General features: G+C 40.0%; 17 protein-coding genes. All 17 read left to right on the top strand.

The features are described 5' to 3' along the window. Positions 1-53 precede the first annotated feature (53 nt). Positions 54-446, top strand: coding sequence for a hypothetical protein (locus tag BT1A1_RS18900; RefSeq protein WP_156103283.1), 393 nt, complete (start codon positions 54-56; stop codon positions 444-446). 187 nt (positions 447-633) lie between these two features. Continuing rightward, positions 634-2,895, top strand: coding sequence for a S8 family serine peptidase (locus tag BT1A1_RS16205; protein WP_034773192.1), 2,262 nt, complete (start codon positions 634-636; stop codon positions 2,893-2,895). Positions 2,896-3,498: 603 nt separating this feature from the next. Beyond that, complete coding sequence (locus BT1A1_RS16200) at positions 3,499-3,888, top strand: ATP synthase subunit I (RefSeq protein WP_034773191.1); 390 nt, start codon at positions 3,499-3,501, stop codon at positions 3,886-3,888. A gap of 1 nt (position 3,889) precedes the next feature. Further along, the gene (gene atpB, locus BT1A1_RS16195) at positions 3,890-4,603 is read left to right on the top strand and encodes a F0F1 ATP synthase subunit A (RefSeq protein WP_034773190.1); all 714 of its coding nucleotides are present in this window, start codon (positions 3,890-3,892) and stop codon (positions 4,601-4,603) included. Positions 4,604-4,872: 269 nt separating this feature from the next. After that, positions 4,873-5,085, top strand: a complete 213-nt coding sequence (atpE, locus tag BT1A1_RS16190) for a F0F1 ATP synthase subunit C (protein ID WP_034773189.1) — start codon at positions 4,873-4,875, stop codon at positions 5,083-5,085. A 281-nt stretch (positions 5,086-5,366) separates the two neighbouring features. Further along, positions 5,367-5,885 carry a F0F1 ATP synthase subunit B gene (gene atpF / locus BT1A1_RS16185; RefSeq protein WP_034773188.1) on the top strand — a complete coding sequence of 173 codons (519 nt, stop codon included), beginning with the start codon at positions 5,367-5,369 and terminating at the stop codon, positions 5,883-5,885. Beyond that, positions 5,885-6,421 carry a F0F1 ATP synthase subunit delta gene (locus BT1A1_RS16180; protein ID WP_034773186.1) on the top strand — a complete coding sequence of 179 codons (537 nt, stop codon included), beginning with the start codon at positions 5,885-5,887 and terminating at the stop codon, positions 6,419-6,421. Before atpF ends, BT1A1_RS16180 begins: the two co-directional genes overlap by 1 nt. A gap of 22 nt (positions 6,422-6,443) precedes the next feature. Continuing rightward, a complete protein-coding gene (atpA, locus tag BT1A1_RS16175) occupies positions 6,444-7,958 on the top strand; it encodes a F0F1 ATP synthase subunit alpha (protein ID WP_034773184.1) in 1,515 nt (504 codons plus the stop codon). An 81-nt stretch (positions 7,959-8,039) separates the two neighbouring features. Next, positions 8,040-8,897 carry an ATP synthase F1 subunit gamma gene (atpG, locus tag BT1A1_RS16170; RefSeq protein ID WP_034773183.1) on the top strand — a complete coding sequence of 286 codons (858 nt, stop codon included), beginning with the start codon at positions 8,040-8,042 and terminating at the stop codon, positions 8,895-8,897. Positions 8,898-8,968: 71 nt separating this feature from the next. Next, complete coding sequence (gene atpD / locus BT1A1_RS16165) at positions 8,969-10,390, top strand: F0F1 ATP synthase subunit beta (protein WP_034773182.1); 1,422 nt, start codon at positions 8,969-8,971, stop codon at positions 10,388-10,390. A gap of 24 nt (positions 10,391-10,414) precedes the next feature. Continuing rightward, positions 10,415-10,822: a F0F1 ATP synthase subunit epsilon gene (locus tag BT1A1_RS16160; protein ID WP_034773181.1), complete on the top strand. Its 408-nt coding sequence runs from the start codon at positions 10,415-10,417 to the stop codon at positions 10,820-10,822. Positions 10,823-11,475: 653 nt separating this feature from the next. Next, the gene (locus BT1A1_RS16155) at positions 11,476-11,733 is read left to right on the top strand and encodes a DUF1146 family protein (protein ID WP_034773180.1); all 258 of its coding nucleotides are present in this window, start codon (positions 11,476-11,478) and stop codon (positions 11,731-11,733) included. Positions 11,734-11,862: 129 nt separating this feature from the next. Next, complete coding sequence (locus tag BT1A1_RS17560; protein WP_051989202.1) at positions 11,863-12,615, top strand: YwmB family TATA-box binding protein; 753 nt, start codon at positions 11,863-11,865, stop codon at positions 12,613-12,615. Positions 12,616-12,648: 33 nt separating this feature from the next. Beyond that, positions 12,649-13,959, top strand: coding sequence for a UDP-N-acetylglucosamine 1-carboxyvinyltransferase (gene murA, locus BT1A1_RS16145; protein WP_034773179.1), 1,311 nt, complete (start codon positions 12,649-12,651; stop codon positions 13,957-13,959). Between the two features lie 27 nt (positions 13,960-13,986). Continuing rightward, complete coding sequence (locus BT1A1_RS19535) at positions 13,987-14,112, top strand: hypothetical protein (protein WP_269147502.1); 126 nt, start codon at positions 13,987-13,989, stop codon at positions 14,110-14,112. Positions 14,113-14,147: 35 nt separating this feature from the next. Then, positions 14,148-14,306 carry a hypothetical protein gene (locus tag BT1A1_RS18890; RefSeq protein WP_156103281.1) on the top strand — a complete coding sequence of 53 codons (159 nt, stop codon included), beginning with the start codon at positions 14,148-14,150 and terminating at the stop codon, positions 14,304-14,306. Positions 14,307-14,501: 195 nt separating this feature from the next. Continuing rightward, positions 14,502-14,654: a hypothetical protein gene (locus BT1A1_RS18885; RefSeq protein ID WP_156103280.1), complete on the top strand. Its 153-nt coding sequence runs from the start codon at positions 14,502-14,504 to the stop codon at positions 14,652-14,654. Positions 14,655-14,793: the final 139 nt, after the last annotated feature.

Raw genomic sequence — 14,793 nt, 5'->3', positions numbered from 1 at the left:
AAAGTCGACGAGAACGGGTGTCGTCGCCAAAAAAAGGAGTTTTTCACCTCAAAATGCCGACGAGAATGGGTCTCGTCGCCAAAAAAAGGAGTTTTTCACCTCAAAATGCCGACGAGAATGGATCTCGTCGCCAAAAAAAGGAATTTTTCACCTCAAAATGCCGACGAGAATGGATCTCGTCGCCAAAAAGGGGAGTTTTTCGCCCCAAAATGATGACGAGAATGGATCTCGTCGTCAAAAAAGTGATTTTTCCGCCTCAAAATGCCGACGAGAAAGGGTGTCGTCGCCAAAAAAGGGAGTTTTTCGCCTCAAAAAGTCGACGAGAACGGGTGTCGTCGCCAAAAAGTGGATTTTTCCGCCTCAAAAAGTCGACGAGAACGGGTTTTACCAATTTATTGGTTTCCAAGGTGCGAAACTCAAGTAATAAATCTGACACTGCAGACTAGATGTGGTCTGCCATTACCTAAGATTTGGAAACCCAATAAAATTTAACCGCAGACCAAGTGGCACGTTCCCATTCAGACCTAATACATTCGTAACCGCAGACCAAGTGGCCGTTCCTAATCAAACCTAATAAATCCAAATTTCCCAGACATACTAATAGGAAAGTTATTCAATCAGGGAGGTTTGATTATGAAAATAGCCCGCAAATGTTTCGTTCTCTGCTTAATTTTTTCTATCTTCGTTTTATCTGCCCCAATAAACATAAAGTACGTGTACGCAGGAAAATATGAAAGACCTGCCCTTCCTCAAGATGAAGATACGCAACAAACGGTCATCGTAAAAGTAAATAAACCGATGACCGAAAGTGAAGCGAAACAACTACTCCAATCCTATCCGGACCTGAAGTTAAGGTATCATTTTCAAAATATATTTAACGGTTTTTCTGTAATGGGTCCGAGTAGCCAAATAAAAAAATTGGCCGAAAAAACCTCCATTGAAAACATCTATCCGTCCTATACATACAAACTGGATATAAGTCCCTATCCGCAAATTTCAAACGGTACTTTCAACAGCATTAATTATATTGGTACAAGTAAAATTCGCCATCTCACCGACAAAAATGGAAACCACTTAACAGGAAAAGGAATCAAAGTAGGCATTATTGACACGGGAATCGATTACACACATCCGGATTTACGAAAATCATATGTCAAAGGGTATGATTTTGTCGATAATGATTATGACCCGATGGAAACAGTCGATATGGGCCCAAATAATACGTTTCACGGAACGCATGTGGCAGGTGTGATTGCCGCAAATGGAAAAATGACAGGTGTTGCTCCGGAAGCGGAAATCTATGCCTATCGCGCCTTAGGACCCGGTGGATTTGGGACAACAGAGATGATCATTGCTGCCGTTGAACAAGCCATCAAGGACCGGGTTGATGTGTTAAACCTTTCTTTGGGTACAAGTATCAACGGACCGGATTTGCCAACCAGTCTTGCCTTAGATAAAGCGGTGGAAAACGGGATTGTCGCAGTCACATCGAATGGTAATTCAGGACCGGATTTATGGACGGTAGGTTCCCCGGGGACTTCCCATCAAGCAATTTCGGTCGGTGCGAGTACGCCGGAGATTCAAATACCGTATGTAGACTATTATGGTCAACAATTTCGCCTCTCCCCTCTTACCGGTTCAAAGCCATGGAATCTCGATCGATCATATATGATAGTTGCCGGTGGATTAGGAAGAGAAAAAGATTACCAAGATGTAGATGTGAACGGGAAAATTGTTCTCCTTAAGAGAGGAAAACTAACTTTTTCTGATAAAGTCCGTACGGCTGAAAAATATGGGGCAAAGGCGGTCATCATCTATAATAATGAAGATGAGGCGGTTTTAGGAATGTTGGATGGTGAAATGAATTTACCGGTTGCTTTCCTATCAAAAAAAGATGGGGAACATCTTCTGAAACTTATAGAAACGAGCAATACGCCGGCTAAAATAGTAAATAAAAACGAACAAGATAGGCTGGCGGATTTTAGTTCCCGCGGGCCGGTTACATTTAGCTGGGAAATAAAACCGGACGTCGTTGCCCCGGGTGTTGCGATTGAAAGCACAGTGCCGGGCGGATATAAACCGCTGGCAGGAACAAGTATGTCTGCCCCGCATGTTGCCGGGGCAAGTGCCATTCTAAAACAAGCAAATCCGGACTGGACCCCGGAACAAATTAAAGCAGTTCTCATGAGTACAAGCAAACCACTTTTAAATGAAGCAAATCAATTGTACCAGTCATTTGAACAAGGAGCCGGGCGGATTCAAATGGAGGAAGCATTACGTACCGAGACGATCATTCAGCCTGCTGCCCTTCAATATGGAAAAGTAAAAGGGAAAACATTTGAAGAAACGAAGAAAATGATAACGGTAGAAAATGTTAGTGATCACGCCATTCGCTGTACATTTTCTACACCACTCCGCTCTGATACTATTGCATGGGATTTGCCGAGTCCATTTTACTTAAAGCCAAAAGAGAAAAAACAAATAACCATTGGTATAGAAGTAAAAAACCAACATAAGAAAAATGAGATTTATAATGGGTTCATTGACATGCACAGCGGAAGCCAAACCATTCATATCCCGTATTTATATGTTGTTGCTGAACCGGATTATCCGCGAATTATGCAATTCTCCTTTGAAAAATCGGAGAGGGAGGATCTCTATAAATATGAAACATATTTGCCGGGCGGCGCCGATGAATTTGGGATTGCCCTGTTTGATCCGGATACGTACCGATTTATCGATTACTTGGATTGGGAAAAAAATGTCCGGCGCGGCTTAATTACAAAAACAATTAAACAAGAGAAAGACTTGCAAAAAGGGACCTATATTGCTGTAGCGTTTGCAAAAAAGTCCGGAAAGGAAGACTTCATTGAACAACTGATAGAAATACAATAATCCGGGATATTTCATAATTTATCCACACATTGTTAAAATGTTACAAATTTGTGAATGATAACTGATTCTCGAAAAACAGACCGATATTTTCTATGTATATAAATTGACATAAAAACTAGACTATTGTAGTCTTATTTAGTGTATGGTGATAGGGTTTTCAACTTATTTACAGTTGAAAATCCATCGTAATAATGAAATTTCTTTCGTTAAAATATGAACTACTTGAATACATCATTTATTTGTAAAATTATGGTTTTTTGTATGGCGATTTTTGTTCTTTTATGAACTTTTTTGACGGAAATGAAAACTTCTGGACAAAAAAAATTAGTGGAAATTTCACATTCCCATATAAATGCTATTGTATAATATCATTTAAGCCCCTTTTCAAAACCTTTTATTAGTTTTAATTTCGTTATCGGGTTGTAATCTATAGAAGATAACCGCTCAGAAAATATGATTTTGAAATCTGAACATCAACATAATCATTTATTCCTAAACTACAATATAAATTTTTTTCAAATAGCATTTTTTAGGTGTAAAATAAGGTTGGTGTGCTTGAAAATATTTGTGCGGCCTAACCCGGACTTTAGGAGAAGTATAAAAATGCCTGATATTCAATTTTTATATAATCGCTATCGAAAATATATGTTTTACCTGTTAGCTATTTTTGTTTTTGGATGGGGTTTTACATCATTCAAGGAAGTATTTCTGGGTTTCATACTGGGTACAGCTGTCAGTTTTATTAATCTATGGTTATTATATAAAAAAACGATACGTCTGAGTGAAGCTGTCGCAAAAGGTAAGGCAGTTTACTCTATCGGTTCCCTTTCGAGGTTTGCTTACGCAGCATTAGCAATTTTAATCGCTATACAATTTCCTAATGATATAAATATTTTATCTACTTTAATTGGGTTATTGACATCTTACCTTGTCATGGCCCTCGATTCTCTTGTTTTCACTATAAAAAAAGGTTACAGGAAGAGAGGTGAGTAACGTGCATCATGAGGAACCGGTTAGGGAATTGTTTTGGGGTTTGACATATAACCCGTCAAATATTTTGATGATAACAATTTCCTCACTAATAGTATTTTTAATCGCTTTATTATGTACACGCAAACTCGCAATGAAACCAACCGGAGCTCAAAACTTTATTGAGTGGGTGATGGATTTTGTAAAAGGAATTATTCAAAGCAACCTAGACTGGAAAAATGGCGCCAGATTCCATCTTTTGGCTTTAACATTGATCATGTATATTTTCGTGTCAAACATGCTTGGGTTGCCATTTGCTGTTGTTTATGGCCATGAGCTATGGTGGAAATCACCGACAGCCGATCCTCTTATTACGATGACATTGGCCGTTATGGTACTCGGCTTAACTCATTATTATGGTGTGAAGCTGCGTGGAGCTAAGAATTACTTACTTGGATATACGCAACCGATGAAAGTCATGACACCAATAAAGATCGTTGAGGAATTTTCAAACACATTAACACTCGGTCTTCGTCTTTACGGAAACATTTATGCAGGTGAGACGCTTCTTGCTTTACTTGTCTCTTTAGGAACAAGCGGCATTATCGGGGGGGTTTTAGCTTTCCCATTAATGATGGTATGGCAAGGGTTTAGTATTTTTATCGGAGCTATCCAATCATTTATTTTTACCATGTTAACAATGGTCTATATGGCCCATAAGGTTAGTGCAGACCATTAATATAAATATCATTTTCAGGCGATTAACTTCCCTTCTTGAAACGTGATAACGTTTAGGCGGGAGATGCATCGTCACAGAACAGAAAAGCAGCTGTAGACATAACTGTCTTAAGCTTAAGCGGCGGAGTGAACACGCCCCAAAGAATGAGAATCCTAGATAACTAAATGCCTTTGGAAACCCCTGCTTCAAATTTAACTAAATAAGTGGCGGGTAGTTCACGAACATGAAAACAATACACATTTTTATAAATTAAAGGAGGATTTTATTAAATGGAAACATTAGCAGCAGCAATTGCAGTTGGTTTGGCAGCATTAGGTGCCGGTATCGGTAATGGTTGGATCGTTTCAAAAACTGTAGAAGGGATGGCACGCCAACCAGAATCTGCAGGTCTATTACGTACGACTATGTTCATTGGTATCGGTATGGTAGAAGCGATTCCGATCATGGGTGTTGTAATCGCCTTTATCGCACTATTTTCATAAAGTTAACTAAGCTTTATAAAAGTAAATGGCGGAGATCATTCATAAGAACCTTCGCCATTCCTTTATGTTACATGTAAAATAAGCCGGTTTTTGAAAAATTAAACAATTGTTTAGGTTTCTAAACTTATTGTACCTACTGAGATTATACTTGACGCAATGATGCTTCTATAATCTTTTATCGATTGCAACAGTCTTTTAGAAAATAGCCTAAAAAATATGAAAGCGTAATTGATAAATTTACAATGTATTTATGGTGCTTCTTGAAGGGAGTGAATGGTAGCGTGTTAACAGATGGTTTCGTATTAGGTGCTGCATCAGGAGGCTTTACAGTGCTCGATTCTTTATACCAACTTCTGGCATTTTTAGTCCTCATGTGGCTTTTGAAAAAATTTGCATGGGCTCCATTAATGAAAGTAATGAAAGATCGTGAAGAGCATATCGCCAGTGAAATCAATCAAGCGGAGGATGCAAAAAAAGAAGCAAAAGAACTTTTGCAACAGCAACAAGAAATGTTAAAAAATGCTCGCCAAGAATCGCATACTTTTATTGAAAATGCGAAAAAGCAAGCAGAAGTTCAAAAAGAAGAAATTATCCGTGCAGCACGGGAAGAAGCAGAACGGCATAAAGAAGCCGCACGCTTGGAAATTCAACAAGAAAAAGAGAATGCGGTGGCAGCCTTAAAAGAGCAAGTCGCATCTTTATCCGTTTTAATCGCTTCGAAAGTAATTGAGAAAGAATTAAGCGAAAAGGATCATGCCGAGTTGATTCAAGAGTCTATTAAAAAGGCAGGAGAAGAGTAATGAGTAAGACCATTGCAGGAACAAAGTATGCTGTTGCTCTTTTCCAGTTAGCTCAAGAAAAAAATTTGGTGGATCAAATTGAAAGTGAACTGCTAATCATCAAAGAAGTTTTCGGTTCCAATAAAGATATTTTGACATTTTTAAAGTCACCGCAAGTTTCAAATCAGGAAAAACACAATGCGTTGAAAAAAGCTTGTGCTGACTTTTCACCATATGTATTAAATACGTTGCTATTGTTAACCGACCGTCATCGAGTCGATTCGATAATTCCAATGATCGATGCATATATTGAAATGTCCTATGATCAAAAAGGAATTGCAACAGCGAAAGTGGAATCAGTCCGTGCACTTACAGACGAAGAAAAATTAGCGATTTCAAGCGTATTCGCCAAGAAAATGAATAAAGTATCACTGGAAATAGAGAACGTTGTTAACAATGATTTACTAGGTGGTTTAAAAATTCAAATTGGAAATCGCATCTTTGACGGAAGTTTGCGTGGCAAACTAGACGGCCTCAAACGCGAACTATTAGGATAAATCGTAATAAGGGGTGAAATGAATGAGCATTAAAGCTGAGGAAATCAGTACACTGCTTAGACAGCAAATTGAAAACTATCAAGCTGAAATGAAAGTAACCGACATCGGTACGGTCATCGAAGTTGGTGACGGGATTGCTCGTGTCCACGGATTAGATAATGCCATGAGCGGCGAGCTTCTAGAGTTCGAAAATGGTGTAATGGGTATGGCCCAAAACCTTGAACAAAACAATGTCGGTGTTATTATATTAGGGCCTTTTACAGATATTCGTGAAGGTGCTCAAGTTAGACGGACAGGACGGATTATGGAAGTTCCTGTCGGTGAAGAATTAATCGGACGTGTCGTAAACCCACTTGGACAACCGGTTGACGGATTAGGTCCGATTCATACAACAAAAACCCGTCCAATTGAAAGTCCGGCTCCGGGTGTTATGGACCGGAAATCCGTTCATGAACCGTTACAAACCGGGATTAAAGCGATTGACGCACTTGTCCCAATCGGTCGTGGACAACGGGAATTAATTATTGGTGACCGTCAAACAGGGAAAACAAGTTTGGCTGTTGATACAATTCTTAACCAAAAAAATGAAAATATGATTTGTATTTATGTCGCCATCGGGCAAAAGGAATCAACTGTTCGGAATACGGTTGAAACTTTCCGTAAATACGGTGCTTTAGACTATACCATTGTCGTTACCGCTGCTGCATCTGAGCCTGCTCCATTACTTTATCTGGCTCCATATGCCGGTGTAGCTATGGGAGAAGAGTTCATGCATAACGGAAAGCATGTATTGGTTATTTACGATGACCTAACAAAACAAGCGGCAGCCTATCGGGAACTTTCCCTATTATTACGCCGTCCGCCGGGTCGTGAAGCCTATCCTGGTGACGTGTTCTATTTGCATTCCCGTTTATTGGAACGTGCTGCAAAATTAAGTGATGCCAAAGGTGCCGGTTCATTAACTGCACTACCATTCGTTGAGACACAAGCAGGGGACATCTCGGCTTACATTCCGACGAACGTTATTTCCATTACCGATGGACAAATTTTCTTACAATCTGACCTCTTCTTCTCAGGTGTACGTCCGGCCATTAACGCAGGTCTATCCGTATCCCGGGTTGGAGGAAACGCCCAAATTAAAGCCATGAAAAAGGTTGTGGGGACATTACGTCTTGACTTAGCTTCTTACCGTGAACTTGAAGCATTCGCACAATTTGGCTCCGATTTAGATAAATCAACACAAGCGAAACTGGCACGTGGTGTACGCACAGTTGAAGTATTGAAACAAGATTTACACAAACCGATTGCGGTTGAAAAACAAGTAGTCATCTTATACGCATTAACACGCGGATTTTTAGATGATATTCCGGTAGAAGATATTCGTCGCTTTGAAAATGAATTATACAGTTGGATCGATCAAAACAAACCGGCCGCTGTCGAACATATTAAAACGACTCGTGAACTTCCGGCAGATGAGGAATTGACACAACTGCTTAATGATTTCAAAAAAACATTTGCTGTGTCTGAATCAAAATAACCGGTTCGTGATCGAGGGGGAACTTCTCCACTTACCGAACGTATAACAAAGGCTTATCAATCAATAAGGTGGTGAGGAAAAGTGGCCAGTTTACGGGAAATAAAAGGACGGATTAATTCAACGAAAAAAACAAGCCAAATCACAAAGGCGATGCAAATGGTATCTACTTCCAAAATGAGCCGTGCCGAAATGAATGCCAAATCATTTGTCCCTTATATGGAAAAAATTCAAGAGGTGGTCGGCAGTATTGCTCATGGTACGACAGATGCTGTACATCCCATGTTAATCCATCGTCCGGTAAAAAAATCAGCTTATCTTGTCATTACCGGTGACCGCGGATTAGTTGGTGCTTATAATAGCAATATCATCCGCCGAGTCAACCAACTGTTACAAGAACGTCATAAATCAAAAGATGAATACGGCTTGATTACAATCGGACGGGTGGGTCGTGATTTCTATAAAAAACAAGGTCATAACATCCTATTAGAAATTACCGGGTTAAATGACCATCCGAATTTCAATGAGGTTCAGAGCATCACCAGTAAAACCGTAGATATGTTTTCTGACGGTACCTACGATGAGCTATATATCATTTATACCCACTATATTTCGGTTATCCAACATGATGTTATTGTGAAAAAGGTTTTGCCATTAACCGATATTGCACCGGCTGCAAAACCGTTTATCTATGAGTTTGAACCGAACGTGGAGGAAATATTGGAAGTCTTGTTGCCTCAATATGCCGAAAGTCTAATTTTTGGAGCATTACTTGAAAGTAAAGCAAGTGAGCATGCGTCCAGTATGATGGCAATGAAGAATGCGACGGATAATGCAATGGAACTAATCAATACGTTAACAATCAGCTATAACAGGGCCCGCCAAGCACAAATCACTCAAGAAATTACCGAAATTGTGGCCGGGGCTTCCGCATTAGAATAAATTTCAAATAAACGATAATCATACACTTTTCAAATGAACGGACAAAAGTAACATAGTCAGGAGGGAAAAAGATGAATAAAGGGACAATCCTTCAAGTAATGGGTCCGGTTGTCGACGTTAAATTCGAAAATGGACAGTTGCCAAAAATTTATAACGCATTACGAATTCAACATAAAGCCCAAAACGATGCAGACGTTGACATCGACTTAACATTGGAAGTCGCCTTACATCTAGGTGATGACACTGTTCGTACAATTGCGATGGCATCAACGGACGGTTTAGTACGCGGTATGGAAGTAATTGATACCGGTGCTCCTATTTCTGTTCCGGTTGGTGATGTCACATTAGGACGGGTATTTAATATTTTAGGTGAATCGATTGATTTAGATGGTGAATTGCCGCAAAATGTTCGCAGAGATCCGATTCATCGCCCTGCACCAAAATTTGAAGAATTATCGACAAAAGTTGAAATTCTCGAAACCGGGATTAAAGTAGTAGACCTACTTGCCCCTTATATTAAAGGTGGGAAAATCGGACTATTCGGTGGTGCCGGTGTAGGGAAAACAGTTTTAATTCAGGAATTAATTAATAATATCGCCCAAGAACACGGTGGTATTTCCGTATTTGCCGGTGTTGGTGAACGGACACGGGAAGGAAACGACCTATACTATGAAATGAAAGACTCCGGTGTTATTAAGAAAACCGCGATGGTATTCGGACAAATGAATGAACCGCCTGGTGCCCGGATGCGCGTTGCTTTAACGGGACTGACAATGGCTGAATATTTCCGTGATGAACAAGGACAAGACGTGCTATTTTTCATTGATAACATTTTCCGTTTCACTCAAGCCGGTTCCGAAGTTTCTGCGTTGCTTGGTCGGATGCCATCTGCAGTAGGTTACCAACCGACATTGGCGACGGAAATGGGTCAATTGCAAGAACGGATTACTTCAACAAATAAAGGTTCTGTTACATCTATTCAAGCGATTTACGTTCCGGCCGACGACTATACGGACCCGGCTCCGGCAACAACATTCGCACACTTGGACGCAACAACAAACCTTGAACGGAAACTATCTGAAATGGGTATTTACCCGGCTGTGGATCCACTTGCATCAACATCCCGTGCATTGGCACCGGAAATTGTTGGGGAAGAACATTATTCCGTAGCTCGTCAAGTTCAACAAACATTGCAACGTTATCGGGAATTACAAGATATTATTGCAATCTTAGGTATGGATGAATTAAGCGACGAAGACAAATTAATCGTTCATCGTGCGCGTCGTATTCAATTCTTCCTATCACAAAACTTCCACGTTGCTGAACAATTTACAGGCCAACCCGGATCCTATGTTCCTGTAAAAGAAACCGTTCGTGGCTTTAAAGAAATTTTAGAAGGTAAATGGGACCATCTTCCTGAAGAAGCATTCCGCCTTGTAGGTACAATTGAGGATGCCGTTGAAAAGGCAAAATCTATGGGCGTTGAAGTGTAATTTGGATTATGAGGAGGATAAGAAATGAAAACCGTATCCGTAAGTATCGTTACTCCTGATGGTCCGGTCTATGAATCAGATGTAGAGATGGTCAGCACAAAAGCGGCCAGCGGTGAACTCGGTATTTTGCCGGGACACGTACCAATGGTGGCACCACTTGCCATTGGTGCCGTTCGCTTAAAAAAAGACGGTCATACTGATTTGGTTGCGGTTAGTGGAGGATTTCTGGAAGTACGTCCGGATAAAGTAACAATCCTTGCTCAAGCTGCAGAAAATGCCAATGAAATCGATATTGATCGTGCCATACGAGCAAAACAACGGGCTGAAGAACGTCTTCGGAAACAAAAACAATCCGAAATCGACTACAGACGAGCCGAACTCGCCCTAAGACGTGCATTAAATCGAATAAATGTCGCCCAAAATGCAAGATAACGTAACGTACACGTTTATCCGGAAAAGTCCTCTTAGCCAACCGCTAAGGGGATTTTTTTGTGTGTTAAGTATAATTTCCAGCAAGGTAGTGCAGTGAGAAATTTTAGGTTTTAAGTATAGTTCAAAGGAAAAGCTTCAAAGCAACACACCACGCTCGAAAAAATTATATATTTTTCCGATGAACTACGTCTTTGCTTTCCCCTAAAGGTTCGGCAGTCGCCGAGTTTTGCGGAGCGCAACAGGTGCTGAGCGAGCTCCCTATACTTCAGTGTATATTCTATTTTTCCGCGGATTTTAGCAGCTCAATTGTTGTGGATATATCGGTGAATATTGTGGACAAATGCATTAGAAAAGTGGATATCTTAGCTTAATTTGTGGATAATCCTTGTAAAATATGTGTATAAATGGGTTGAGAAAATAGAAGTTGATAAAAATTCGATAGTATTTTCCCGTAAAATAATTCACACATTGTGGATAATTTTAATAGAAAGACGTAACAAGTTTCCAGAAACTGTAATCACCTTCATTTAAATGAAATATTTCACAAAATAATTTCCTTTTTGGAAGAAAAAAGTAATTTATAAATTTATTTCCTATGTTAAAATATACATTGTATGTACTAGCCATTCAAAATTCAAAAAGGAGTGTGTGCTATGCTTTCAAATGTCGGGGTTTTCAGTATATTAAGTATTGTCGCTAATTTAATTTTTATTGCCCTGGCATGGTGGGCATTGCAATCATTGAATTTTGAAAAGTTTATTCGAAAAAATCGGGTAACGCAAGGGCGGCTCCTATATATTTTATTAGCGATAGCCATAGGGTCAATCGTAGCTAATTTTTTTCTGGATTATATCGTTTGGTCCAGACAAATTCCCTACATAATGAACATGGATGAAAGTAATTTGAAATAATTAGGTGTCGGGCGTTTTACAGATATTCACATGATTTTTTCAGGAGTAAACCGTGTCAAATTGTGACGACTTTTACCATGTATGACATCCCCCTTTTTAACCAACAATGGTAGTAAAGGGGAGAGGAACATGAGTAAAAGGTTTTATTTACAAATGACAGTATGTACGCTATTTTTCATTTTTATTCTTATTTTTTCTGGTAAAGCTAACTCTGTAACAAATGATTCGGATTTGAATAAAATGATGGATATAATCAGTAAACATAATGGAAATATCGAGGAATGGTCAGTCCTTGCTAGGGAAGAATTGGAATTGGATTTTTCCTATGCAGATTTTGAAAAAGTTGCCGATCAGTGGCAAAAAGAAATTCCAGACTTTACTTGGGAAAAACAAATCAGTCAAGATCGGTTGATTTTAACTGGAAAATCCTCTGACCAATCACTTCCGTATGCTGAAAAAATCCAACTCACAACCGAATTAATTGGTGAAAATATCCAAGGATTCATCCTTTATGAGATAAAAGGGTCGGAATGGAACGAAAAAGTCAATCATCTTGTAGATAAGCGACAAGAGTATTTTTTACCAAAATTTTTTCACAAAAGTCCATCCTTTTTTTCTTGTATAAAGGGAGAGTTCAATGATATGATTAATAAGTCTTTGCTGGAAAAATCAATGACAATTATTCATAACTTTAATGGAAAAATGATTGAAAACTTAGTGGAGAATAATTTTGTTTCTCTGACAGTAAACAGTCCACTGTTTACAAAGGAAATCCCCACTGAAGCGGGATCCTTTGATTTGCAGATTTCGTTGAGAAAAACAGCGAATGAAGATAAAACAACCTTTGTAATTGGAACACCGATATTGACAATTGAATATTAATATAACAGATATTGGACGCGGAGGGGAATACATTTGGATAAAATCATCGTCCGCGGCGGGAAGAGATTGAACGGCACCGTAAAAGTAGAAGGAGCCAAAAATGCCGTTTTACCAGTAATCGCCGCTTCACTACTTGCAAGTGATGGAAAAAGTATCATTCGGGATGTACCGTCTCTCTCGGATGTGTATACAATTAATGAAGTTTTAAGATATTTAAATGCGGAAGTTGAATTTCAAAATAATATGGTTCACATTGATGCAACAAGAGAGCTAACCGCGGAAGCTCCTTTTGAATATGTTCGAAAAATGCGAGCCTCTGTATTGGTTATGGGGCCACTCTTAGCCAGGCTAGGTCGTGCCCGCGTAGCGTTACCCGGTGGATGTGCAATCGGTACAAGACCGATTGACCAACATTTAAAAGGCTTTGAAGCGATGGGGGCAGTTGTTAAAGTAGGTAATGGCTTTATTGACGCAAGAGTGGATGGCAAACTAAAGGGAGCGAAAATTTACTTTGATATTCCAAGTGTTGGTGCAACTGAAAATGTCATGATGGCAGCAGCACTGGCGGAAGGAACAACCATTCTTGAAAACTGTGCCAAAGAACCGGAAATAGTCGATTTGGCAAATTATTTAACAAGTATGGGAGCAATTGTTAAGGGGGCAGGAACAGAAACCATCCGTATAGAAGGTGTAGATCGACTATATGGTGCAGACCATACGATAATCCCGGATCGAATTGAAGCAGGCACATTTATTACAGCTGCAGCAATTACCGGGGGAAATGTTTATGTAAAAGGAGCGGTACCTGAACATTTATCTTCTTTAGTCGCAAAGTTAGAGGAAATGGGTGTAGAGTTTATTGAAGAAGCTGAAGGAGTCCGTGTAATCGCACCGGATAAATTGAAAGCTGTCGATATTAAAACAATGCCATACCCAGGTTTTCCTACTGATATGCAAGCTCAAGTGATGGCCCTCTTACTGAAATCAGAAGGCACGAGTATGATTACAGAAACGGTTTTTGAAAATCGTTTCATGCATGTTGAAGAATTCCGCCGTATGAATGCCAATATTAAAATTGAAGGCAGATCGGTTATCATTAATGGACCTTCAGATTTACAAGGAGCAGAAGTCGCAGCTACTGATTTACGTGCAGGAGCGGCTCTTATTATTGCAGGTCTTGCTGCTGATGGAATTACCCGCGTAACAGAACTCCAACACTTAGACCGCGGTTATGTCAACTTCCACGGTAAACTGGCCGCCTTAGGAGCGGACATTGAACGAATTTATGATGTGGAAAAAGAAGAGGAGGCAATGGTCGCCAAACTAGCTGCCAATGTTAAATAACATATGGAATGAAAAAGGTTGGTTCTAATGAAAGCCAACCTTTTTTATTGTTATTTTGAGGTGGGAGACGGCATATTTTGGCGACGAAACAGTCCAGTCATTCTCGTCGCTATTTTGAGCAGGGAAATGCCCGAATTTGACGACGAGAGCTAATCTCGTCACCATTTTTAGTTGAAAAACGCCCAAATTTGACGACGAGAGCTAATCTCGTCACCATTTTGATGCGGAAAATGATCTATTTTGGCGACGAGGGCCAATCTCGTCACCGTTTTGAGCAAGGAAACGTCCATTTTCGACGACGAGAGCTGTTCTCGTTACCATTTTTAGTTGAGAAATGCTCAATTTAGGCGACGAGTGCGGTTCTCGTCACCATTTTGATGCGGAAAATGCTCTATTTTAGCGACGAGGGCCAATCTCGTCGCCGTTTTGAGCCAGGAAACGTCCATTTTCGACGACGAGAGCTGTTCTCGTTACCATTTTTGGTTGAGAAATGCTCAATTTAGGCGACGAGTGCGGTTCTCGTCACCATTTTGATGCGGAAAATGCTCTATTTTAGCGACGAGGGCCGTTCTCGTCGCTATTTTGAGCCAGGAAACGTCCAATTTTGGCGACGAGAGCCAATCTCGTCACCGTTTTCAGTTAAAAAACGCAAATATTTGACGACGAGCCTCGTTCTCGTCACCATTTTTAGTTGAAAAGCGCTCAAATTTGGCGACGAGTGCGGTTCTCGTCACCATTTTTAGTTCAGAAACACCCGATTTTGGCGACGAGAGCTGTTCTCGTCACCATTTTCAGTTGAAAAACGCTCAATTTTGGCGACGAGTGCGGTTCTCA

This window comes from Caldibacillus thermoamylovorans, assembly GCF_000751775.1.
Classification (GTDB): Bacteria; Bacillota; Bacilli; order Bacillales; family Caldibacillaceae; genus Caldifermentibacillus; species Caldifermentibacillus hisashii.
Note: the sequence above shows the minus strand (reverse complement) of the source record. Positions and strands in the feature narration are given on the sequence as shown.